The 21,378-nt window shown below is 60.4% G+C and carries 36 protein-coding genes; all 36 read left to right on the forward strand.

Annotated elements, in window-relative coordinates:
• Positions 1 to 88 precede the first annotated feature (88 nt).
• The 36 genes from rpsJ to obgE all read left to right on the forward strand — a co-directional run bounded on the left by rpsJ (position 89) and on the right by obgE (position 21,136).
• Positions 89 to 412 carry a 30S ribosomal protein S10 gene (rpsJ, locus tag C4334_RS00665; protein WP_352430146.1) on the forward strand — a complete coding sequence of 108 codons (324 nt, stop codon included), beginning with the start codon at positions 89 to 91 and terminating at the stop codon, positions 410 to 412.
• Between the two features lie 77 nt (positions 413 to 489).
• Positions 490 to 1,143 (forward strand): 50S ribosomal protein L3, encoded by a 654-nt coding sequence (gene rplC / locus C4334_RS00670; RefSeq protein WP_352430147.1) that lies wholly within the window; start codon positions 490 to 492, stop codon positions 1,141 to 1,143.
• A gap of 56 nt (positions 1,144 to 1,199) precedes the next feature.
• On the forward strand, positions 1,200 to 1,865 hold the full coding sequence (gene rplD / locus C4334_RS00675) for a 50S ribosomal protein L4 (protein WP_352430148.1): 666 nt from the start codon (positions 1,200 to 1,202) through the stop codon (positions 1,863 to 1,865).
• 2 nt (positions 1,866 to 1,867) lie between these two features.
• Positions 1,868 to 2,173: a 50S ribosomal protein L23 gene (locus tag C4334_RS00680; RefSeq protein WP_352430149.1), complete on the forward strand. Its 306-nt coding sequence runs from the start codon at positions 1,868 to 1,870 to the stop codon at positions 2,171 to 2,173.
• A 94-nt stretch (positions 2,174 to 2,267) separates the two neighbouring features.
• The gene (rplB, locus tag C4334_RS00685) at positions 2,268 to 3,098 is read left to right on the forward strand and encodes a 50S ribosomal protein L2 (RefSeq protein ID WP_352430150.1); all 831 of its coding nucleotides are present in this window, start codon (positions 2,268 to 2,270) and stop codon (positions 3,096 to 3,098) included.
• A gap of 33 nt (positions 3,099 to 3,131) precedes the next feature.
• The gene (gene rpsS / locus C4334_RS00690; RefSeq protein WP_352430151.1) at positions 3,132 to 3,428 is read left to right on the forward strand and encodes a 30S ribosomal protein S19; all 297 of its coding nucleotides are present in this window, start codon (positions 3,132 to 3,134) and stop codon (positions 3,426 to 3,428) included.
• 54 nt (positions 3,429 to 3,482) lie between these two features.
• Positions 3,483 to 3,869, forward strand: a complete 387-nt coding sequence (rplV, locus tag C4334_RS00695; RefSeq protein ID WP_352430152.1) for a 50S ribosomal protein L22 — start codon at positions 3,483 to 3,485, stop codon at positions 3,867 to 3,869.
• Positions 3,870 to 3,901: 32 nt separating this feature from the next.
• Positions 3,902 to 4,633 (forward strand): 30S ribosomal protein S3, encoded by a 732-nt coding sequence (gene rpsC, locus C4334_RS00700; RefSeq protein ID WP_352430153.1) that lies wholly within the window; start codon positions 3,902 to 3,904, stop codon positions 4,631 to 4,633.
• 40 nt (positions 4,634 to 4,673) lie between these two features.
• Entirely contained in the window at positions 4,674 to 5,102 is a 429-nt protein-coding gene (gene rplP / locus C4334_RS00705) for a 50S ribosomal protein L16 (protein ID WP_352430284.1), read from the forward strand.
• A complete protein-coding gene (rpmC, locus tag C4334_RS00710) occupies positions 5,099 to 5,308 on the forward strand; it encodes a 50S ribosomal protein L29 (protein WP_352430154.1) in 210 nt (69 codons plus the stop codon). The genes rplP and rpmC overlap by 4 nt, the downstream gene beginning before the upstream one ends.
• A 54-nt stretch (positions 5,309 to 5,362) precedes the next feature.
• Positions 5,363 to 5,662: a 30S ribosomal protein S17 gene (gene rpsQ, locus C4334_RS00715; RefSeq protein ID WP_502943376.1), complete on the forward strand. Its 300-nt coding sequence runs from the start codon at positions 5,363 to 5,365 to the stop codon at positions 5,660 to 5,662.
• Between the two features lie 156 nt (positions 5,663 to 5,818).
• Complete coding sequence (gene rplN / locus C4334_RS00720; protein WP_352430155.1) at positions 5,819 to 6,187, forward strand: 50S ribosomal protein L14; 369 nt, start codon at positions 5,819 to 5,821, stop codon at positions 6,185 to 6,187.
• Complete coding sequence (gene rplX, locus C4334_RS00725; protein ID WP_352430156.1) at positions 6,184 to 6,531, forward strand: 50S ribosomal protein L24; 348 nt, start codon at positions 6,184 to 6,186, stop codon at positions 6,529 to 6,531. The genes rplN and rplX overlap by 4 nt, the downstream gene beginning before the upstream one ends.
• Before the next feature lie 68 nt (positions 6,532 to 6,599).
• A complete protein-coding gene (gene rplE, locus C4334_RS00730) occupies positions 6,600 to 7,145 on the forward strand; it encodes a 50S ribosomal protein L5 (protein WP_352430157.1) in 546 nt (181 codons plus the stop codon).
• Between the two features lie 17 nt (positions 7,146 to 7,162).
• The gene (locus tag C4334_RS00735; protein WP_352430158.1) at positions 7,163 to 7,348 is read left to right on the forward strand and encodes a type Z 30S ribosomal protein S14; all 186 of its coding nucleotides are present in this window, start codon (positions 7,163 to 7,165) and stop codon (positions 7,346 to 7,348) included.
• Between the two features lie 65 nt (positions 7,349 to 7,413).
• Positions 7,414 to 7,806: a 30S ribosomal protein S8 gene (gene rpsH / locus C4334_RS00740; RefSeq protein ID WP_352430159.1), complete on the forward strand. Its 393-nt coding sequence runs from the start codon at positions 7,414 to 7,416 to the stop codon at positions 7,804 to 7,806.
• Positions 7,807 to 7,868: 62 nt separating this feature from the next.
• The gene (gene rplF, locus C4334_RS00745) at positions 7,869 to 8,435 is read left to right on the forward strand and encodes a 50S ribosomal protein L6 (protein WP_352430160.1); all 567 of its coding nucleotides are present in this window, start codon (positions 7,869 to 7,871) and stop codon (positions 8,433 to 8,435) included.
• A gap of 28 nt (positions 8,436 to 8,463) precedes the next feature.
• Positions 8,464 to 8,859, forward strand: a complete 396-nt coding sequence (gene rplR / locus C4334_RS00750; RefSeq protein WP_352430161.1) for a 50S ribosomal protein L18 — start codon at positions 8,464 to 8,466, stop codon at positions 8,857 to 8,859.
• A gap of 27 nt (positions 8,860 to 8,886) precedes the next feature.
• Positions 8,887 to 9,402: a 30S ribosomal protein S5 gene (gene rpsE, locus C4334_RS00755; protein WP_352430162.1), complete on the forward strand. Its 516-nt coding sequence runs from the start codon at positions 8,887 to 8,889 to the stop codon at positions 9,400 to 9,402.
• A complete protein-coding gene (rpmD, locus tag C4334_RS00760) occupies positions 9,399 to 9,608 on the forward strand; it encodes a 50S ribosomal protein L30 (protein WP_352430163.1) in 210 nt (69 codons plus the stop codon). The genes rpsE and rpmD overlap by 4 nt, the downstream gene beginning before the upstream one ends.
• A gap of 6 nt (positions 9,609 to 9,614) precedes the next feature.
• A complete protein-coding gene (rplO, locus tag C4334_RS00765) occupies positions 9,615 to 10,091 on the forward strand; it encodes a 50S ribosomal protein L15 (protein WP_502943377.1) in 477 nt (158 codons plus the stop codon).
• Positions 10,092 to 10,245: 154 nt separating this feature from the next.
• Positions 10,246 to 11,667, forward strand: coding sequence for a preprotein translocase subunit SecY (secY, locus tag C4334_RS00770; protein WP_352430164.1), 1,422 nt, complete (start codon positions 10,246 to 10,248; stop codon positions 11,665 to 11,667).
• A gap of 36 nt (positions 11,668 to 11,703) precedes the next feature.
• Positions 11,704 to 12,357 (forward strand): adenylate kinase, encoded by a 654-nt coding sequence (locus C4334_RS00775; RefSeq protein WP_352430165.1) that lies wholly within the window; start codon positions 11,704 to 11,706, stop codon positions 12,355 to 12,357.
• 37 nt (positions 12,358 to 12,394) lie between these two features.
• The gene (gene map / locus C4334_RS00780; protein ID WP_352430287.1) at positions 12,395 to 13,165 is read left to right on the forward strand and encodes a type I methionyl aminopeptidase; all 771 of its coding nucleotides are present in this window, start codon (positions 12,395 to 12,397) and stop codon (positions 13,163 to 13,165) included.
• A gap of 98 nt (positions 13,166 to 13,263) precedes the next feature.
• Positions 13,264 to 13,485, forward strand: a complete 222-nt coding sequence (gene infA, locus C4334_RS00785) for a translation initiation factor IF-1 (protein WP_352430166.1) — start codon at positions 13,264 to 13,266, stop codon at positions 13,483 to 13,485.
• 24 nt (positions 13,486 to 13,509) lie between these two features.
• Positions 13,510 to 13,623 carry a 50S ribosomal protein L36 gene (gene rpmJ / locus C4334_RS00790; protein ID WP_041977058.1) on the forward strand — a complete coding sequence of 38 codons (114 nt, stop codon included), beginning with the start codon at positions 13,510 to 13,512 and terminating at the stop codon, positions 13,621 to 13,623.
• 20 nt (positions 13,624 to 13,643) lie between these two features.
• A complete protein-coding gene (gene rpsM / locus C4334_RS00795) occupies positions 13,644 to 14,027 on the forward strand; it encodes a 30S ribosomal protein S13 (protein WP_352430167.1) in 384 nt (127 codons plus the stop codon).
• A 38-nt stretch (positions 14,028 to 14,065) separates the two neighbouring features.
• Positions 14,066 to 14,464, forward strand: coding sequence for a 30S ribosomal protein S11 (rpsK, locus tag C4334_RS00800; RefSeq protein ID WP_352430168.1), 399 nt, complete (start codon positions 14,066 to 14,068; stop codon positions 14,462 to 14,464).
• Positions 14,465 to 14,568: 104 nt separating this feature from the next.
• Positions 14,569 to 15,207, forward strand: coding sequence for a 30S ribosomal protein S4 (gene rpsD / locus C4334_RS00805; RefSeq protein WP_352430169.1), 639 nt, complete (start codon positions 14,569 to 14,571; stop codon positions 15,205 to 15,207).
• 75 nt (positions 15,208 to 15,282) lie between these two features.
• Positions 15,283 to 16,338 carry a DNA-directed RNA polymerase subunit alpha gene (locus tag C4334_RS00810; RefSeq protein WP_352430170.1) on the forward strand — a complete coding sequence of 352 codons (1,056 nt, stop codon included), beginning with the start codon at positions 15,283 to 15,285 and terminating at the stop codon, positions 16,336 to 16,338.
• An 86-nt stretch (positions 16,339 to 16,424) separates the two neighbouring features.
• Positions 16,425 to 16,958: a 50S ribosomal protein L17 gene (gene rplQ / locus C4334_RS00815; RefSeq protein WP_352430171.1), complete on the forward strand. Its 534-nt coding sequence runs from the start codon at positions 16,425 to 16,427 to the stop codon at positions 16,956 to 16,958.
• A gap of 142 nt (positions 16,959 to 17,100) precedes the next feature.
• Positions 17,101 to 17,700 carry an acetyl-CoA carboxylase biotin carboxyl carrier protein gene (gene accB, locus C4334_RS00820; protein WP_352430172.1) on the forward strand — a complete coding sequence of 200 codons (600 nt, stop codon included), beginning with the start codon at positions 17,101 to 17,103 and terminating at the stop codon, positions 17,698 to 17,700.
• A gap of 59 nt (positions 17,701 to 17,759) precedes the next feature.
• A complete protein-coding gene (accC, locus tag C4334_RS00825) occupies positions 17,760 to 19,142 on the forward strand; it encodes an acetyl-CoA carboxylase biotin carboxylase subunit (RefSeq protein WP_352430173.1) in 1,383 nt (460 codons plus the stop codon).
• Between the two features lie 90 nt (positions 19,143 to 19,232).
• Positions 19,233 to 19,541, forward strand: a complete 309-nt coding sequence (rplU, locus tag C4334_RS00830; protein ID WP_352430174.1) for a 50S ribosomal protein L21 — start codon at positions 19,233 to 19,235, stop codon at positions 19,539 to 19,541.
• Between the two features lie 48 nt (positions 19,542 to 19,589).
• Positions 19,590 to 19,874, forward strand: a complete 285-nt coding sequence (rpmA, locus tag C4334_RS00835) for a 50S ribosomal protein L27 (protein WP_352430175.1) — start codon at positions 19,590 to 19,592, stop codon at positions 19,872 to 19,874.
• A gap of 224 nt (positions 19,875 to 20,098) precedes the next feature.
• A complete protein-coding gene (gene obgE / locus C4334_RS00840) occupies positions 20,099 to 21,136 on the forward strand; it encodes a GTPase ObgE (RefSeq protein ID WP_352430176.1) in 1,038 nt (345 codons plus the stop codon).
• Positions 21,137 to 21,378 lie beyond the last annotated feature (242 nt).

Genomic DNA, 21,378 nt, shown 5'->3' on the forward strand with positions numbered 1-21,378 from the left:
TTCGGGAGGGGGGCCGGACGGTTGGCGCTGGCACCGTCACCGAAATCCTGGAGTAACCGCTTTTTGGAAGGTCAACGGTTGAGGGATCATGCTGAACGAGAAGATCAGGATCAGGCTCAAAGCCTACGACCATCGTTTACTTGACCAGTCGGCGGCAGAGATCGTCGAGACGGCGAAGCGAACCGGCGCGCGCGTGGCTGGCCCGATTCCACTCCCGACCGTGAAGAACCGCTACACGGTTCTGCGGTCGCCGCACGTGGACAAGAAGTCGCGCGAGCAGTTTGAGATTCGCACGCACAAAAGGCTCATGGATATTCTCGACCCGACGTCGCAGACAGTCGATGCCCTGATGAAGCTCGATCTTCCAGCGGGCGTCGACGTGGAGATCAAAGCGTTCGGCCGAGAGAGATGAACGACGGGAGGTGAGCTTGTGACGAAAGGGGTTTGCGCCTTTGTCGCTCGCTCTCCGCTCGCTTATCGAGGCTTAAGATGATAAACGGCATCATCGGCAAGAAAGTTGGAATGACGCAGATCTTCGCGCCCGACGGCACGGTGACGCCCGTCACCGTCATCAAGGCTGGTCCGTGCATCGTCGTGCAGAAGAAGAGCGCGGCCGGACCTGATGGGTACAATGCCGTGCAGCTCGGCTTGGTCGAAGATCGGCCTGTCAAACTGAAGCGCGTCAACAAGCCGATGCGCGGCCACTTCGAGAAGACCGGTGGCGGCGTGCCGCCGACGCGCGTGCTCAAGGAGATTCGCTTGGAGCACTCGCCCGATGAGATCAAAGTGGGCGACAAGGTTTCGGTCGCTCAGTTCAAAGACGGCGAGATCGTCGATGTCACCGGGCGGAGCAAAGGGCGTGGTTTTGCGGGCACGGTCAAGCGTCACGGTTTCAACCGCGGCCCCGAATCGCACGGTTCAATGAACGTGCGTGCGCCGGGATCCATCGGCGCTTCGGCCTTTCCGTCGCGCGTCATCAAGGGAACGCGCGCCGCTGGGCACATGGGCGACCGACGAGTGACGGTCAAAGGGTTGACCGTCGTGCGCGTCGATACCGAGCGTAACTTGCTCATGGTGCGCGGCGCGGTACCGGGCGCGCCCGGAAGCGTGGTGATCATCAAAAAGGCAACCAAGAGCGGATAGCGATGGGTGAGCGAACCAAAGATCGCTCTTCCTAATCGTCTCAGTGAGGTCAAGTCATGCCAACCGTCAAGGTGCGCAATTTGAAGAACGAAGAGGTCGGCGAGATCGAACTCTCCGACGCGGTCTTCGGCGTGGAGTTGAACGAGGCGCTCATCTACGCGGCTGTCCGCAACTTTCTCGCCAACCGACGGGCGGGAACGGTGGCGACCAAAACGCGCGGCAACGTGTCAGGCTCGGGGCGCAAACTTTGGCGACAAAAGGGCACGGGGCGCGCGCGCGTCGGTTCGATTCGCTCGCCCTTGTGGAAGGGGGGCGGCAACGTCCACGGGCCGCAACCGCGCGATTGGTCCTACACGCTGCCGAAGAAGATGCGGCGCGGCGCTTTGCGCTCGGCGCTGTCGGAGCGCCTGCGCGAGGGCAACTTGATCGTCGTCGAGAGCTTCTCGCTGGACCAGCCGAAGACGAAAGAGTTCGTCCGCGCCATCGCGGCGCTCGGCGTCGACGGGAGCAAAACGCTCGTGGTCGATTCCAAGGAGAATCGACATCTGGTCTTGGCGGCGCGCAACGTCGAGCGCGTCAAATTGGTCGAAAGCGCCGAGGTGAACATCTACGACGTGCTCTACCATGAAAAGCTCCTCATCTCGCGCGCGGCCGTTGAAGAATTGACGCGCCGGCTCGATCCAACGCCCCACGCCGACGAAGAGCAGAAGGAGGCGGCCTGAAGATGCGGACCATTTGGGACATCATCAAAGCGCCGGTGATCACTGAAAAAGCCTTGATCGCCAAGGAAGCGACGCGCGACGGACGACAACTGTTGACGTTTCGCGTTGACCGGCGCGCGACCAAGCCGGAGATCAAGGAAGCGGTCGAGCGCATCTTCAACGTCAAAGTCGATCGGGTGCGCACGGTCAACTACCAGGGCAAGGTCGTGCGGCGCTATCGCACCGAGGGACGACGTCCGGCATGGAAGAAAGCCTACGTGACGTTGAAAGCGGGCGAAAAGCCGATCGAGTACGGCGAAGAGATCTAGCGCGAGACGCAGGAACGCAGACCGAGCGAGTTAGCTTAATGGGAGCGGGAAGTGGAACCGGGTTGATTTCAAGCCGGACCACGCCGAACGAGTTATGGGAATCAAAAAGCTGACACCGACATCGCCTGCACGGCGGTATCAAACCTACTTGACGCGCGATGAGCTGACCCCTGGCGCGGAGCCGGAAAAGTCGTTGCTCGTGCCGAAGAAGCGCATCTCCGGGCGCAACAACTACGGGCACATCACCGTACGGCGACGCGGCGGCGGGCATAAGCGCTTCTATCGCATCATCGATTTCAAGCGCGACAAGATCGGCGTTCCGGGGCGCGTAACGCAAATCGAATACGATCCGAACCGCTCGGCGCACATCGCTTTGATCACCTACTTGGATGGCGAGAAACGTTACATTCTCGCGCCGGTCGGGTTGGAGGTCGGCAAGACCGTGATGAGCGGTCCTGACGCCGACATCCTGCCGGGCAACGCGTTGCCGATCCGCAATATCCCGCTCGGCACGCAGATTCACAACATCGAACTGCGTCCCGGCAAAGGCGGACAGCTCGTGCGCGCGGCCGGGTCGTTCGCGCAGCTTCTCGCCAAAGAGGGCGACTACGCGCAGATCCGCATGCCATCGGGCGAGATCCGGTTGGTGTCGGTCGATTGCATGGCCACCATCGGGCAGGTGGGCAACGTCGAGCATGAGAACGAAAGCTTGGGCAAAGCTGGACGCTCGCGTTGGAAAGGGATTAGGCCTCACGTGCGCGGCGTGGCGATGAACCCGGTGGATCACCCGCACGGCGGCGGCGAAGGACGCACGAGCGGCGGTCGCCACCCGGTCACGCCATGGGGGCAGCCGACGCGCGGCTACAAGACGCGGCGTAACAAGCGGACGCAGAAGTGGATCGTGCGCGATCGAAGGGCGAAGTGATCTTTTGAAGAGTTTGCGACGGATTGAGACCATATGGCACGTTCGATCAAAAAAGGACCTTTCGTCGATGAGCACCTGTTGAAGAAGGTGCAGCAGATACGCCAAAGCGGACAGCGTCCGCCGGCGATCAAAACGTGGTCGCGTCGTTCGACCATCACGCCCGAGATGGTCGGGTTGACCTTCGCCGTACACAACGGCAAGCGTCATATCCCGGTTTACGTGACCGAGAACATGGTCGGCCACAAACTGGGCGAGTTCGCCCCGACGCGCACCTTCAAGGGGCATCCTGGTACCAAAGCCGAAAAGTCGGCTAGAACCGGGAAGAAGTGATGAGTCGGCGCTCGCAGCGATTTGAAGAGGCGCGACGAGGAGAGGGTCGAGAGCATGGAAGCGATTGCAAAAGCGAGAAATCAGCGTGGGTCGCCGCAGAAAGCGCGGCTGGTGGTTGATCTGATCCGCGGCAAAAACGTCAACGAGGCGTTGGCTATTTTGCGCTACACGAACAAACGCGCGGCACGCATGGTCGAAAAGTGTTTGCGTTCGGCCATCGCCAACGCGACGGAGTTGGCTGAGCGGGACAACATCGCCATCGACCCGGACGAACTCTGGGTCAAGGCTGCCTTCGTCGATCAGGGGCCGACCAAGCGGCGGTATCGCATTCGCCCCGCACCGCACGGACGGGCTTACCGCGAGCGGCGGCATTACTGTCACATCACGTTGCTCGTGTCGAGCGAGAAGCGTGAGGCGCAGAAGGCGACTGGCGAGGCCTGATTTCAGATCGAAACGATCAACGGAGCGAGAAAGTGGGCCAGAAAGTTCATCCATACGGATTTCGGTTGGGTTACAACAAGGATTGGCATTCGCACTGGTTCGCCAAGCGCAACTTCGGCGAGCTTTTGATCGAAGACCTGAAGCTCAAAAAAGAGCTGAAGGAACGCTTCGTCGGCGCGGGCGTTTCGCACGTGGACATCGAGCGAGCGGCCAATCGAATGAAGATCATCATCTACACGGCGCGCCCCGGCATCATCATCGGACGCAAGGGGGCGGAGATCGAACGGCTCAAAGAGGAGATCGCACAGCGGACTGGGCGCGAAGTGATCGTCTCGATCCAAGAGATCCGTCGTCCGGAGTTGAACGCGCAACTGCAGGCGGAGAAGATCGCTGCACAGCTTGAAAAGCGCGTCGCTTTTCGTCGCGCCATGCGCAAAGTGGTCGAAGAGTCGCTACGCTTCGGCGCCGAGGGGGTTAAGGTGATGGTCAGCGGTCGGTTGAACGGAGCTGAAATCGCCCGCAGCGAGTGGTACCTGGAAGGGCGGCTGCCGTTGCACACGTTGCGCGCTGATATCGACTACGGGTTTGCCGAAGCCTACACGACCTTTGGCGTGATCGGCGTCAAAGTGTGGATCAATCGCGGCGAGATCCTCGACCCGAAAGAGGCCATGCGCCGGGGCACCAACACCGACCCGATAACGGACGTGCGACCCGAAAGGCGTCGGCGGCGCGAAGGCGAAAGACGCCCACGCGGAGAACGCTAGCTGGATCGAAACGACCGATGCGGAGCGAATCATCATGGCTTTGTTGAGTCCAAAAAAGGTCAAACACCGAAAGCAGATGCGCGGTCGCATGAAGGGCACAGCGACGCGCGGCAACCAGATCAGCTTCGGCGAGTTCGGTTTGAAGGCGTTGGAGCCAGCGTGGATCACCAACCGGCAGATCGAAGCGGCGCGCGTGGCGATCACGCGCTACGTCAAGCGCGGCGGCAAACTCTGGATACGCATCTTCCCGGACAAGCCCGTCACCAAGAAACCGGCTGAAACGCGCATGGGCAAGGGCAAGGGGGCGCCCGAAGGATGGGTCGCGGTGGTCAAGCCGGGGCGCATCCTCTACGAGATCGAAGGCGTCAGCGAGGACGTGGCGCGCGAAGCGCTCCGTTTGGCCGCACAGAAGCTGCCGATCAAGACCCGTTTCGTGACCCGTGCGGAGCAAGAGAGGGGAATGGTATGAAGCGACGCGAAGAGCTGGATGAACTGCGCGAAATGTCGGACGAGCAATTGCGCGAAGAGGCGACGCGGTTGAAAGAGTCGCTCTTCCGCCTGCGGTTCAAACTGTCGCTCGGCGAGATCGACGCCATCAAGCGCATCCGGCAGGAAAAGAAGCGGTTAGCGCGCGTGCTCACGATGCTGAAAGAGAGGCAAAAGCGCGCTGCCTAGCGAACGCGCCAAAGGAGGCGGCACGCCTCAAAGCGAAGTCGGAGATCGAAAGAGATGGTAGAGACGCAAGAGCAGATGCAAGAAGAGCGTGGCGGAAAGAGAACGCGCGGACGGCGCGTTGAACAAATCGGCGTCGTCGCTTCCGACAAGATGGAGAAGACCGTGGTCGTGCGCGTTGATCGGCTGGTCAAGCATCCGAAGTATCGGCGGTACGTGAGACGCACGTCGAAGTTCATGGCGCACAATGAAAAGGGGGCGACCGTTGGCGACAAGGTGCGCATCGTGGAGACGCGCCCGCTGTCGCGCCATAAGCGTTGGCGCGTGGTCGAGATTTTGCAAAAGGCGGAGAAGTGAAAAGCGTTCGAGGAGGAGGGCACCGAGCGGCGTCGGCCTTTGAATCGGGCAAGACGACGTCGCTCGTCGGAGACGGCGGTTGAGAAAGATTGCGCTCGGCTCTGCCTCTTTCGGCCCAATGTTCTCCCTTAATCGTTCGGACGGAGTGCAACAGCCATGATCCAAATGCACACATCCTTGGAGGTGGCCGATAACTCAGGCGCGCGTCGCGTTGAGATGATCCGCGCGATGGGCGGCGCGACGGGACGCACGGCCAGCCTCGGCGACAAGATCAAAGTCACGGTGAAAGAGGCAACGCCCGATGGGGCGGCCAAAAAGGGCGAAGTCTACAGCGCCGTCATCGTCCGCACGCGCAAAGAGGTGCGCCGCAAGGATGGGACGTACATCCGTTTCGATCAGAACGCAGTGGTGCTGATCAAACCCGACGGGACGCCGATGGGAACGCGCGTCTTCGGTCCGGTGGCGCGCGAACTGCGCGAGAAGAACTTCATGAAGATAGTCAGTCTGGCTCCGGAGGTCATATGAAGCTGAAGCGCGGCACGCGGCGGTGTAAGATCAAAAAAGGCGATCAAGTCATTGTCATCGCCGGACGCGATCGCGGCAAGCGAGGGCGCGTGATCGAGGTGGTGCCTGATCGCGGCAAGGTGCGCGTCGAGGGCGTCGCCATCGTTAAACGTCACCTGCGTGCGGATCGCGCGCGCGGGCGCAGCGCCGGCATCGTCGAGAAGGAGGCGTTGATCGACATCTCCAACGTCCAACTGATCGATCCTAGCACGGGGCGTGCGACGCGCGTGCGCTACCAGATCAACGAAGACGGCACCAAAACGCGCGTCGCGGCGCGCAGCGGCGCGACGCTCGACAAGGCTTGAACTTCGCATGACGATGAGGTTCGGAAACGCAACCGGCGAGAACCCGAACCGGTTGGAGAGGCGATAAGATGGCACCGAGGTTGAAGGAGAAGTACCGGAACGAAGTGGTCCCGGCGTTGGCCAAAGAGTTTGGGATCGAAAATCCGATGGCGATCCCGCGCTTGGAGAAGATCGTCATCAACATGGGGTTGGGCGAAGCGACGCAGAACGTCAAAATGCTCGACACGGCGGCCGAGGAGCTGGCTGCCATTGCGGGGCAGAAACCGGTGATCACGCGCGCGAAAAAGTCGATCGCATCCTTCAAGCTGCGCAAGGGGATGCCGATTGGCGCGATGGTCACGCTGCGCGGCGACCGCATGTACGAATTTCTCGATCGCCTGATCTCGATCGCTTTGCCGCGCGTGCGCGATTTTCGCGGCGTCTCGCCCGATTCGTTCGATGGGCGCGGGAACTATACGCTCGGCATCCGCGAACAATTGATCTTCCCCGAAATAGATTTCAATAAGGTGGACAAGCTCCGCGGCATGAACATCTCCATCGTCACTACGGCGCGCAATGATGAGCAGGCGCGCGCGTTGCTGCGCGGGCTTGGCATGCCGTTCAGACAACAGTGAGAAGGTTATAAGGTTATATGGCTAAACTATCGAAGATCGTCAAAGCGAAACGTCGTCCGAAGTTCGCCGTGCGTGCGCACTCGCGCTGCGAACGTTGCGGGCGACCGCGCGGTTATTTGCGGCGGTTCAAGCTCTGTCGCATCTGCTTTCGGCAGCTGGCGCTGCAAGGGCAGATTCCGGGCGTCGTCAAGTCGAGTTGGTAACAGCATCAGCGGACGAGGGCGCGCGAAAGCGCCTCGGCTGGACTATTTGAGTTTGGGGTGAAGCGATGACAGATCCGATTGCCGATATGCTGACGCGGATGCGTAACGCCATTGCCGCGGGCCATTCGCGCGTCGATATTCCGGCTTCCAAATTGAAGTTGGAGATCGCGCGTATTCTCAAAGAGGAAGGCTACATCAACAACTTCGTCGTCAAGGGCGAGGGGGCGCGGCGCGTGATCCGCATCTTTCTGCGATACGACACGCGGGGCATCTCTTCGATCTCACATCTGGAGCGCGTTTCGCGTCCCGGACGGCGCGTTTACGTCGGGGCGCGCGAGATCCCGCGCGTGCTCGGCGGCTACGGCGTTAGCATCGTCTCGACGCCGCGCGGCGTGATGACGGGAAAACGGGCTCGCCGCGAGAACGTCGGCGGCGAGCTGTTGGCGATGGTTTACTAGGTCCTCGGTGCCCTTTCGGCGCGAAGCGATCTGGAAGGTGATCTTGGGGAGAGGTTGAAGCGATGTCGAGAATAGGAAAGAAGCCGATTCCGATACCGAGCAACGTGACGGTGACGATCCGCGAGCGTGAACTCGAGATCAAAGGTCCCAAGGGGACGCTCACGACGCCGATCCCGGTGGGGATCCGGTTCGTGCTCGAAGACGGACAACTGCGCGCCGAGCGCGAATCGGATGAATACGCGGCACAACATGGGCTGGCGCGCTCGCTGGCTTACAACGCCGTCGTGGGCGTCACGCAGGGCTTCACCAAACAGCTCGATTTGGTCGGCGTCGGTTACAAGGCCGATGTGCAAGGGCGAACCGTGGTCTTCTCGCTCGGCTATTCGCATCCAATTGAGTTCCCTCTGCCAGATGGAATCGAGGTCAAGACCGAGCGCGTGCCGGCCAAACAATCGATTCAGCAGTATCAGGTGACGCTCACCTTGACCGGCATCGACAAGCAGAAGCTCGGGCAAGTGGCTGCCGATATGCACCGGCTTCGCAAGCCCGACGCCTATAAGGGCAAGGGCGTACGTTACGCGGACGTGCCGTTGAAACTCAAAGAGGGCAAGAAGAAATCCGGTAAGTAGCGGTTGCAATCGAGAGAGGACAGAGAGAATGGCGAAAAAGACACGGGCAGAAGTACGCGCTGCAGTTCACCGCCGCATCCGTCGCCGCGTTCATGGAACGGCCGAACGTCCGCGCTTGGCCATCTTCCGCAGCGCTAAACATATCTACGCGCAGATCATCAACGATGACGAAGGGCGGACGCTCGCCGCAGCGTCCACGCTCGACCCGGAGTTGCGTGGCCGATCGTTCGAGGGAGGGAAGACTGGTGCGGCGCGTGAAGTCGGACGGTTGATCGCGCAACGGGCGTTGGAACGGGGCATCGAGCGCGTGGTTTTCGATCGTGGAGGCTATCGCTATCACGGTCGCGTCAAAGCGCTGGCCGATGCAGCGCGCGAGGCCGGATTGAACAAGGACGAAGGGTCGCACCAGAAGCAGGCGGCTTAGTGGAAGCGAATAGGTCGTGAGGTAACGATGCGAAGAACGAGGCAAAAGATCTCACCGGATGCGTTGGAGAATCCATTGCAGGACGAGGTGATCTCGATCAACCGCGTGACCAAGGTGGTCAAAGGCGGCAAGAACTTGAGCTTTGCCGCATTGGTGGTTGTCGGCGACGGCGCAGGTCATGTCGGTTTTGGCACGGGCAAAGCGCGCGAAGTGCCCGTCGCTATCAAAAAAGCGATCGAAGCGGCGAAGAAGAATCTGATCCGCGTGCCTTTGAGCGGCAACACGCTGCCGCACGAGGTTATCGGCGAGCATGGTGCTGGGCGCGTCCTGCTGAAACCGGCCGAAGAGGGGGCTGGCATCATCGCGGGCGGCGCTGTGCGTGCGGTCATGCGGGCTGCGGGTGTGCGCGACGTGCGCACCAAAGTGCTCGGCTCGACCAATCCGCACAACGTCGTGCGCGCCACGTTCGACGGTCTCATGCACATCAAAGACCCGGTGGATGTCGCACGCTTGCGCGGCAAACAACTGGAGGATCTGTTATGAGCCAAGAGCGTCAACAACAAGAGCGTCCGAGGCGCACCGTGCGCGTTGAGTATTACAGGAGCGCGATCGGCTGCCCGAAGCAGCAGAAGCAGATCGTGCGGAGCATGGGCTTCACCAAGTTGCACCAGATCTTCGAGCGGCCCGATACGCCCGCGTTGCGCGGCGTGATCGCCAAGGTGCCGCACCTATTGCGGATCGTGGAGTAGAGCGAGATGGCGATTGGGTTGAACAACTTGCACGCTCCCGAAGGAGCGACGCACAAAAAGAAACGGTTGGGGCGCGGCCCTGGTTCGGGGCTCGGTAAGACAGCCGGGCGCGGCAACAAAGGGCAGAAATCGCGTTCCGGCTACCGCATGAAGCGAGGGTTCGAGGGCGGCCAGATGCCGCTGCAGCGTCGTTTGCCCAAGCGCGGGTTTACGAACGCTTTCAAGCGCGAGTGGATTGAAGTGAGCCTCGCGGTGTTGGAGCGGAACTTCGAGCCGAACGCCGAAGTCACGCCGGAGATCCTACATCAAAGAGGCTTGATCAAAAAGGCGCGTCGCGACGTGGTGGTCCTCGGCAGCGGCGAGGTGACCAAGCCTTTGCGCGTCGCCGCTCACCGGTTCACGGCCAGCGCGCGGCAGAAGATCGAAGCGGCAGGCGGCACGGCGAGCATCATCGAACGCGCCGTGACAAGCGAGCAGGGTTGAACGATGTTAGCGAAGGGTGAAGCGCGGGGCGCGCGCCGGTTCATTTGCGCGCCTTGCGTTTCGTTTTTCTTTCACGAGGTTGCGTCGCGCTACGGACGAGGCGCATAATCGCTCAAAGGGCCATTTTCAGCCAAGTTCCTGAGGGTGAAGTAGCATGGAGAGGTTCGTCAACGCCATTCGCAACATGGTAAACGTGCCCGATCTGCGCAAGCGGATCGTGTTCACGCTGGCGCTGATCGCCATTTATCGCCTCGGCGCGCACATCACGGCGCCGGGCATCAACAAAGAGCAGCTCGAGCGCGTCTGGCACGATGTTGGCACCTCGCTGCTCGGCGTTCTCGATCTCTTTTCGGGCGGGAACTTTCGCACTATCTCGATCTTCGCCCTCGGCGTTACGCCCTACATCACGGCTTCGATCATCTTGCAGTTGATGACCGTCGTCTCGCCGCAGTTGAAGAAGCTACAGGAAGAGGGCGAAGCGGGGCGGCAGAAGATCAACCAGTACACGCGCTACTTGACCGTTGGCCTGTGCGCTTTGCAAACGGCTTTTGTCGCTCGTTGGTTGCAGGCCAACGGCGTCGGCGATCCCGGTTGGGGCTTCTTGTTGAGCACTGTCCTGACGCTGACCACGGGCACGATCTTCGTCATGTGGTTGGGCGAGCAGATCACAGATCGCGGCATCGGCAACGGCATCTCGTTGCTCATTTTCGTTGGCATCGTCGTCGGGTTGCCGCGCGGCGTCGCGCAAGTGCTTGAGCGCGTGCGCAGCGGCGACACGCTGGCCACCGTCGGCGTCATCGTGATGGTCGTCGCGCTCATCGCGTTGATCGCCTTCATCGTCTTCGTCGAATCGGCGCGGCGCAAAATACCGATTAGCTATGCCAAGCGACATATCGGACGGCAAGTGCTCGGCGGCCAAGAGACCTATATGCCGATCAAGATCAACATGGGCGGCGTCATCCCGGTGATTTTCGCTTCGTCCGTGTTGGCGATGCCGCAGACGATCATTCAGTTCATCCGCTACGATCCTAACGACCCGACCTCGTGGTCGAGCCGGATCCACAGCTTCTTTCAGCAGTTTCACGGCGGCGATCCCTATTACGAGCTGATCTTCATTTCGCTCATTGTCTTCTTCACCTTCTTCTACATCACGATCATCTTCAACGTCGAAGATGTGGCCGATAACTTGCGCAAACACGGCGGTTTCATCCCCGGCATTCGTCCCGGAAAGAGCACCGCTGAGTACCTGAACACCATCGTCACGCGCTTGACCGCTGTGGGCGCGCTCTATCTGGCCTTTGTCGCTTTCGTCCCGCAGTTGATGTTGAGCGGATTCAAAGTGGGGCGCCTGCCTTTTGTCGGTCAGACGCTCGATGCTTTCTTCAGCACGACGCCCGGCCTGTCGTGGATTCCAACCGGCATGGGCTATCAGTTCTATTTCGGCGGGACTTCATTGCTGATCTTGGTCGGCGTTGCCATGGACACGGCAGCGCAAGTCGAGGCGCAACTGATCATGAGAAACTACGAAGGGTTCATGGGACCGGGGCGAAGACCGATGCGTGGGCGTCGGCCCTGAAGAGACTAGAAGGAGCGTCGCTTTTTCAAGCAGCGTATGGCCAAGATCGTCGTTTTGATGGGGGCGCCGGGCGCGGGCAAAGGGACACAAGCGAGATTGTTGCAGGAAAAGACTGGACTGCCGCAGATCTCAACCGGCGACATGTTCCGCGCCATTGCGCAAGAGGAGTCGCCGTTGGCCGACGAGGTGCGCGCTGTGCAGGCCGCGGGGAAGTTGATCTCGGACGACCTTGTGATTCGCATCGTGCGCGATCGCACGAGTCGCCCCGATTGCCGCCATGGGTATATACTCGACGGTTTTCCGCGCACCATCAAGCAGGCGGAGATGCTCGAGGGATTGGCCAAAGAACAAGGGCATGACTTGGTCGCCATTTTGATCGACGTGCCGTTCGACGTTTTGGAAAAGCGGATGACCGGAAGGCGTACGTGCCCTGTGTGCGGCGAGATCTATAACATCTATTTCAAACCGCCCAAGGCGGATGAAGTGTGCGATCGCCACCCGGAAGTCAAGCTCACGCACCGAACCGACGACGTGCCCGAGAAGGTGCGCGTGCGACTGGAAACCTACGAGCAGCAAACGCGCCCGCTTCTCGACTACTATGCGGCAACCGGAAGGTTGCATCGCATAGATGGAACACGGGCGCCGGAAGAGATCTACCGCGACGTGGAACGGGTTGTGCTTGAGCAGTAGGCAACGCTTCCGTCGCGATTCGGCATCGGGCTTTTCGGTGATCATCGTCAAGAGCAAAAAGGAGATCGAGAAATTGCGCGCGGCCGGGCGTCTTGCCGCGCTCGTGCTTCACGAGCTGCGTCGCATGATCGTCCCCGGCGTTACCACGCTCGAACTCGATCGCGCGGCTGAGAAGTTGATCCGCGACGCGGGCGGCGTGCCGACCTTTAAAGGCTATCATGGGTACCCCTTTTCGCTCTGCACCTCGGTCAATGAACAGATCGTTCACGGCTTTCCGTCAAACTACAAGCTGCGCGAAGGCGATATCATCTCGATCGATTGCGGGACGACGCTCAACGGGTACGTCGGCGACACGGCCGGTACCTTTCCGGTTGGGCGCGTAAGCGAAGAGAAGCTGCGTTTGATTCGTGTTGCCGAAGAGTGTTTGGAGCTTGCCATCGAACAGTGCCGACCAGGCAAACACGTCGGCGATATCGGCTGGGCCGTTCAGCGTCATGCCGAAGCCAATGGCTTTTCGGTGGTACGCGAGTACTGCGGACACGGCGTCGGGCGGCGCATGCACGAGGAGCCGCAGATCCCGAACTACGGGACGCCCGGAACCGGGCCGAAGTTGCGTCCCGGTTACGTCTTCGCCGTCGAGCCGATGCTGAACATGGGAACCTACCGCACCAAGACCTTGAAAGACGGTTGGACGGTGGTCACGGCTGATGGGCTGCCGAGCGCGCACACCGAGCATACGGTTGCCATCACCGAAGACGGACCGGAGATATTGACGCTCGTCGAATCGCCCGAACCGGCTGCCGTTTGATGGATGGCGCGAGGCGGTTTGGCTATAACTGGTTCGTTGTGCTAGTATATACAATTTGCTGACAAGGCGATTTTCCCAAGAAAATTCACGCGAGGAGTATGGCGAAGGAAGAAGCGATCGAAGTCACGGCCAAAGTCATTGAGACCTTGCCCAACGCGATGTTTCGCGTTGAACTGGAGAACAGCAAACATCAAGTTCTCGCGCACGTCTCCGGGAAGATGCGCAAAAATTTCATCCGGATTCTGCCGGGCGATCGCGTTCTCGTCGAGCTTTCGCCATACGATCTATCTCGCGGTCGGATCATCTATCGTTACAAATAGAAGCGTTGTAGGAGCAGAAAAGAGATGAAGGTGCGGGCATCAGTCAAAAAGATTTGTGACAAGTGCAAGATCGTCCATCGCAAGGGCGTCGTGCGAGTGATCTGCGAGAATCCGAAACACAAGCAACGGCAGAAATAACGGTTCGAGGAGCGAAACGGATGGCACGCATCGTTGGCGTCGATATTCCGCCGAACAAACGGGTTGAGATCGGTCTGACTTACATCTACGGCATCGGACGCGCTCGTTCCAATGCGATCCTGCAGGAGGCGAAGGTCAGCCCCGACAAGCGCGTGCGCGAGTTGACGGATGATGAGCTGAACCGCATCCGCAACGTCATCGAACAGCAAGGTGATGTCGAGGGAGACCTGCGCAAGCGCGTCCAGATGGACATCAAACGTTTGATGGACATCGGTTGTTACCGCGGGCTGCGCCACCGACGAGGGTTGCCGGTGCGCGGTCAACGGACGCATACAAATGCGCGCACGCGCAAAGGGCCGCGACGCGCGACCGTGGCGAAGAAGAAAGCTCCGGGCAAGAAGTAATCGCAATCTGGTGGCGCGCGGAAGCGACGCGAGGTGTTATGGCAAAAGCTGGCGCAAAGAAGAAGACTTTTCGGAAAAAAGAGAAGAAGAACATCCCGGTTGGGATCGTGCACATTGCGGCGTCGTTCAATAACACTCTGATCTCGATCACCGATCTTGAGGGCAACGTGCTGGTCCAGTCGTCGGCGGGCGCGCGCGGCTTTCGCGGGTCGCGCAAGGGGACGCCTTTTGCCGCGCAGCAAGCCGCTTTCGATGCGGCCAGCCGCGCTCGAGAGCTGGGCATGCAGCAGTGCGAAGTGCGCGTCAAGGGGCCGGGCAGCGGGCGCGAGTCGGCGATTCGCGCCATTCACAGTGCCGGGCTGCGGATCACGGCGATTCGCGATACGACGCCCATTCCGCACAACGGTTGCCGCCCGCCGAAACGGCGTCGCGTCTGAGGTCGATTCACGAAAGAAGGATGAAGGGCCGAAGGTGAGCCGGAATCGGTTCACAGCCTGTAAACTTCTCCGAACTTGATGGTTCGGAGGCGGAGGTCGAAAAAGTGGCTAGATATCACGGTCCGGTGTGCCGTTTGTGCCGCCGCGAAGGAGCGAAACTCTTTCTCAAAGGCGACAAGTGCTATAAATCTTCCTGTCCGATTGAGCGGCGGGGAACGCAACCGCCCGGTCAGCATGGAGCCTCGATGCGTCGCAAAGCGCTCGTCGGGTACGGGCAGCAGTTGCGCGAAAAGCAGAAGGTCAAGCGCATCTACTTCGTCCTCGAAAGGCAATTTCGCAACTATTTCGAGCGCGCCGCGCGCATGAAGGGCGTGACGGGCGAGAACTTGTTGGTGCTGCTCGAGCGGCGACTCGACAACGCCGTCTATCGAGCCGGTTTCGCCACTTCACGCCGCCAAGCGCGTCAGTTGGTCACGCATGGTCACATCGAGGTCAACGGGCGCAAGGTCGATATCCCATCGTTTCAGATCAACGTCGGCGATCGCATCGGCGTGCGCGAAGCGAGCCGGCGCATCCCGCAGATCGAAGCGGCGTGGCAGACGGCCTCGGGTCGGGCGCGTCCTGAGTGGTTAGTGCCGGTCGATGGCGAGGAGATGAGCGTTCGCGTGGTTCGTCTGCCACAGCGAGGCGACATCGACCGCCAGATCAACGAGCAGTTAATCGTCGAACTTTACAGCAAGTAGTCTTTCTCCGCTCGACTCGAATGGGTCGAGCGGAGCGCCACCATCTTTCAAGTCTCTTCATAAACCATAATGGCTATGGACCAGAACAACCTTTGGACCGGATTTCAGATGCCGCGTCGCCTCGTGGTCGATACCGAAACGCTCACCGAGCGGTACGGGCGTTTTTCGGCGCAACCCTTTGAGCGCGGCTTCGGCACAACCATCGGCAACTCGTTGCGACGCGCGTTGCTCTCTTCGATCGAGGGAGCGGCGATCACGGCCGTCAAGATCGAGGGCGTCGAGCACGAGTTTTCGCCCATTCGCGGCGTCGTCGAAGATGCGACCGATGTCATCCTTAATCTCAAGCAGATTCCCTTCAAGCTCCATACCAACGAGCCGAAGACGCTCTTCATCTCCAAGACGGGACCGGGCGAAGTGACTTCGGGCGACATCAAGGCCGATCCGGACGTCGAGGTGCTCGACCCGAACGTTTACATCGCCACCATCAGCGAGGGCGGTTCGCTCAACATCGAGATGCGCTTGAAACGCGGGCGCGGCTACGTTCCGGCGGATCGCAACTATGACGAAGACCTGTCGCTCGGTTACATCCCGATCGATTCGGTGCACACGCCGGTCAAAAAGGTCAACTACACAGTGGAAGCGGCTCGTCTCGGTCAGAACACCGAGTACGATAAGCTGACCATCGAGGTTTGGACCGATGGCTCGGTGCGGCCCGAAGACGCCATCGGGTTAGCGGCCAAGTTGATCAAGGATCACATGTCGATCTTCATCAACTTTGAGGAGGATGGCGACGATTACGCCTACACGAACGTCGAGCGTCCGCCGCTGCCGCGCAACGATCTGCTGGACAGATCAGTGGATGACTTGGAGCTATCGGTGCGGTCGTACAACTGTCTGAAGAACGCGAATATTCGCACCATCCGCGATCTGATCCAGCGGACCGAAGAGGAGATGCTCACGACGAAGAACTTCGGGAAGAAGTCGCTCAACGAGATCAAGCAGCTTCTGCATAGCATGGGACTCGACTTCGGCATGGAGTTCGACGAGCACGGCAACCCGATTCCGGGTTCGGGCGGGCGCGGGCGCGTCAGCGGCGACGACGGAGAGGAAGACGAGGAGGACGAAGAATAGAGCTGTCCGCACCGAGCCGGTTGCGCAGGCAAAACGCCCCTTTCAAAGCGCGACACGAGGTCGGATTCTAGCGAGAGGGAACGGTCATGCGACATCTGAAGGCACATCGCAAACTCGGACGGACCACGGAGCACCGCATCTCTTTGCTCCGCAACTTGGCGACCTCATTGATCAACTCGCGTGAAGAGCGAATCATCACGACGTTGCCGAAAGCCAAAGAGCTGCGCCCATTTGTCGAACGGGCCATCACGCTCTCGCGACGCGCACGCGCGGTGGAAGGCGAAAATGCGGCCAAAGCGTTGCACTACCGTCGGCTGGCCGCGGCCTACTTTCATGCAGGCAATCGTGGCGCAGCCGTGGACGGTCGGCGCGGCGACCGCCGGACGGCGGGCATGGCCGCGCTCAAGCGGCTCTTCGACGAACTGAGCGAGCGTTACATGAATCGTCCGGGCGGTTACACGCGCATCATCAAGCTTGGGCGGCGCGTGGGTGACAACGCCGAGCTGGCGATCATCGAACTCGTGGACAATCCGCGCGAAAAGCGCGAGAAGGCGGACGACCGCTCCAAGAGCAACCGCCGCAAAGGCAAGGCAAAAGAGAAAAAAGGCGGTGAATCCTAGGACGGTCGGTTCCCGGGCGAGAGCGCGAAATCAGTAGTCGGTTCTGCCTGAGCGTTTCGGTCGAGTTCAAGCTCCAATCGTCGCTCTCGAGTGATCGCGATTGGAGCTTTTATTTTGGGCGAGCAACGGAGGATAGATCTTGATGGACGAACAGAATGTGGCCACGGCGAGCGGAGAGGAGTTGCCACGCCCGCGCGGGCGCAGAAGATTCCAGAGAACCGGTGGGCGGCGTCAGGAGTCGAGCACGGCATCTTCTGCCTCTGGACAAGCGATCAACATGGGCGAATTGCGCGAGTTGGTGAGCTTGATCGCCGCGCACGGTTTTACGGAATTCGAACTCGAACAGGAAGGCTTTCGCGTCCGGCTCCGACGCGAAGCCAACGCTGCCGGGGGCGCTGCGCCGCCAGTTGCTCCGCTGCCCGCTCCGTCGCCGCCAACATCATCCACGGCTCCGCCGCCAGCCGAAAAGCAAGAGGAGAAGGGCGCTTCGGACGAAGCAGCGTTGCACCTGATCACTTCGCCGATTGTCGGCACCTTTTACCGTGCGCCATCGCCAACAGCAGAGCCTTATGTGAAGGTTGGCAGTCACGTCGAACCGGAGACGGTGGTTTGCATCGTCGAAGCGATGAAGTTGATGAACGAGATCAAAGCCGAAGTGCGCGGCACGGTCGAAAAGATCTATGTTGAAAACGGTCAGCCGGTCGAGTACGGTCAGCCGCTCTTCGGCGTCCGGTTAGATTGACCCGAATGGCGCGAGCGCGTCCGCGCCGCTGGCTAATGGCATAGGGGAACGGAATCGGCATGGGACGAAGCATCAAGAGATTTCGCAAGATATTGATCGCCAATCGCGGCGAGATCGCCTGTCGGATCATCTGGACGTGCAAGGAGATGGGGATCCGCACGGTGGCCATCCATTCCGAGGCCGACCGCGATGCGCTGCACGTCCGGTTCGCCGACGAGGCCGTTTGCATCGGACCAGCGCCATCCGTGCAAAGCTACCTGAACATCCCGGCGGTGATTAGCGCGGCGGAGATCACAAACGTCGATGCCATCCATCCGGGCTATGGGTTTTTGGCTGAATCCTCGCAATTTGCTGAGATCTGCGAAGCGTGCAACATCAAGTTCATCGGGCCGCGCCCCGAAGTCATCCGCTTGATGGGCGATAAGGTCGAGGCGCGACGCGCGATGCAGGAGGCTGGACTGCCGGTCTTGCCCGGAAGTCCTGAGCCGGTGCGCTCCGAAGAAGAAGCGCTGGCCATCGCTCGCCAGATCGGTTTCCCCGTAATGCTCAAAGCCGCAGCGGGTGGCGGAGGACGCGGGATGCGCGTCGTTCGACGCGCCGAAGAGTTGGGCGCGGCCTTGCAGACCGCCTCGAGCGAAGCCGCCGCCGCCTTCAAAAACGGCGACATCTACATCGAGCGTTACATCGAACGCCCACGTCACGTCGAGATCCAAATCCTCGCCGATGAGCACGGCAACTGTGTGCACTTGGGCGAGCGCGACTGCACCGTCCAAAGGCGACATCAGAAGCTGATCGAAGAAGCTCCGTCGCCAGCTCTGACGCCAGAACTGCGCCAACGCATGGGGCGCGCCGCTGTGGAGGCATGCAAGCGCGTCGGCTACTCCAATGCTGGAACGGTGGAGTTCTTGCTCGATGAAGACGGCAGCTTCTACTTCATGGAGATGAACACGCGCATTCAAGTCGAGCATCCGGTGACCGAGATGGTCACGCTGGCCGACATCGTGCGCAATCAAATCCGCATTGCCGAAGGCGAGGAGCTGGGATTTGCACAAGACGACGTGATCATCGTCGGGCATGCCATCGAGTGTCGCATCAACGCCGAAGACCCCGTGACTTTCGCTCCGTCGCCTGGCACCATCGTCGCCTGCAACTTGCCGGGCGGGCCAGGCGTGCGCGTTGATACGGCGATCTATCCGGGGTATGTTGTGCCGCCGTACTACGATTCGTTGATCGCCAAGGTGATCGTCCACGCGCGCACGCGCGAGTTGGCGATCGCGCGCATGCGTCGCGCGTTGGAGGCGATGGTGATCGAGGGAATCAAGACGACGATCCCGCTTCACCTGCGCATCATGGATGATCCGCAGTTTCGCTCGGGCGATTTTTCGACCAAGTTCATGGAACAGTTCATGGCACGTGAGCAGGCTAAGCTCGCTGCCGTTTGACGGCGCTGGCGCGTTGACGCTCGGGAAAACGAGTCTTTATAATAGCCCCTTTTCCGAAGCGCGGGACGTTTAGGGTGAGAGGAGGTAGAAGTGGCATACGCAATCATCAGAACGGGCGGAAAGCAGTTTCGCGTCGAACCGGGCGCAACGCTGCGCGTGCCGACCATCGCCAAAGAGCCGGGCACGCAGGTGGAGTTCGAAGCGCTGCTGGTCGCCGGAGATGACGGGGTGCGCACTGGCGCCCCCGTGGTCGAAGGTTTGCGCGTGGTGGGAACCATCGTCGGACACGGACGCGGCGAGAAGATCATCGTTTTCAAGAAGAAACGGCGCAAACAGTACAAGCGCAAAAAGGGGCACCGGCAGGGTTACACGGCGGTGAAAATAGATTCGATTGGCTGATGAAGAGCAGGCCAGGGACTTCAAGGACGAGGAGGCAGTGAAAAGGTCATGGCACACAAGAAAGGCGTCGGTTCTTCGCGTAACGGTCGCGATTCGGTCGGCAAAAGGCTCGGATTAAAGAAGTTCAGCGGCGAGCACGTGTTGTGCGGCAACATATTGGCGCGCCAGCGCGGAACCAAGTGGAAACCGGGCAAGAACGTCGGACGCGGCAAAGACGATACGCTCTATGCGCTGATCGATGGCGTGGTTCGGTTCGAGGACAAAGGGCGTTTGGGTAAATTCATCAGCGTTTATCCCGCGGCGACCACTGAAGGCCAGCAGGCCGTCGCATAGGCTTTCGGAACGTATCAGCGAGGCGAGACGACGCTCGTGCCGCAGGAGTGGCCGCGGGCGTCGCTTTGTTTTTGCGGTCTGAACCAGCTCCAGATGGACTGGTTCTAATTGGATCTGAAGCCTTAATTTAGGACCGCGATTTCAGTCTGTGGCGGAGCGAACGTTCGTATTGCTTATTGATTCGATGGGGTACTAGGCGCAACGCGGACGCATCTAAAGATCTTGTGTTCATCGACCGAGTCAAGATTCGCGTGCGTGGTGGGCGCGGCGGAAACGGAGTGACCGCTTTTCGTCGCGAGAAGTATGTCCCACGGGGCGGCCCTTCGGGCGGCGACGGCGGGCGCGGTGGCGACGTGTGGTTGGAAGCCGATGAATCGCTCAACACGCTGCTGCACTTGCGTTACAATCCAGAGCACACAGCTGAAAATGGCCGTCACGGCGAAGGGGCGAATCGCTCTGGGCGCGCAGGTGCCGATGTCATCGTGCGCGTGCCGGTCGGAACGCAGGTCTTCGACGCTGAAACGGGCGAGTTGCTGTGCGATTTGACCGCGCACGGCGCGCGCTTTCTCGCCGCACGCGGCGGACGCGGCGGATTCGGCAACGCTCACTTCGCCACTTCGACAAACCGCGCCCCGCGTTACCATCAACAGGGCAGCCCCGGCGAGGAACGCGAACTGCAGCTCGAATTGAAGCTGCTGGCCGACGTCGGGCTGGTTGGTTTCCCGAATGTCGGCAAATCGACCTTGATCGCGACCATTTCGGCGGCTCGTCCGAAGATCGCCGACTACCCGTTCACCACATTGGAGCCGCATCTAGGCGTCGTTGATCTCGGCGACTTTCGCACCTTTGTTGTCGCCGACATCCCCGGTTTGATCGAAGGGGCACATCGCGGCGCTGGACTCGGCGATCGGTTTTTGCGTCACATCGAGCGCACGCGGCTGCTGCTTCATCTGGTCGACGTCTCATCCTTTTCAGGGCGCGATCCGGTGGGCGACTACGAGGTGATCAACCGCGAGTTGGCCGAATACGATCGAGGTCTCGCCGAAAGGCCACAGATCGTGGTGGCAACCAAAATCGACGCGCTCGACGAGCGCGCTCGATTCGAACGGTTACGCGCTCGCGTGCAAATGGATGGGCGTGAATTTCACGCCATCTCGGCGGTGACGAAACAAGGCGTGGACGAGCTGCTGCGCGCGGTGGCGCGCAAGCTTGACGAGCTTCAAACTGAAGCGGCGGGAGAATCGAAAAGCTTGAGCGCGTGACGCCTGTACCTGAAGCGAGTTCGGTTAACTAAAGTCGCGCGCGGTCTCGATGCGGGTATATGCTGAAGCCAATTCCAGAACACTTCGGTTGATTAGAGTCGTGTGCGCGGGCTGCTCCGGCGCCCGATGAACCTTCCGGGTGATGTCTTGCGCTGGACCGGTCTGAAAGTGGCCGCCAAGCGCGCTTGTGGGTCTTGAGGGCATTGACGGATGGAGCGGATTAAACTGGCGCTTTACGGCGG

Source organism: Pyrinomonas sp., assembly GCF_040289685.1.
In the GTDB taxonomy this organism is placed as follows: Bacteria; Acidobacteriota; Blastocatellia; order Pyrinomonadales; family Pyrinomonadaceae; genus Pyrinomonas.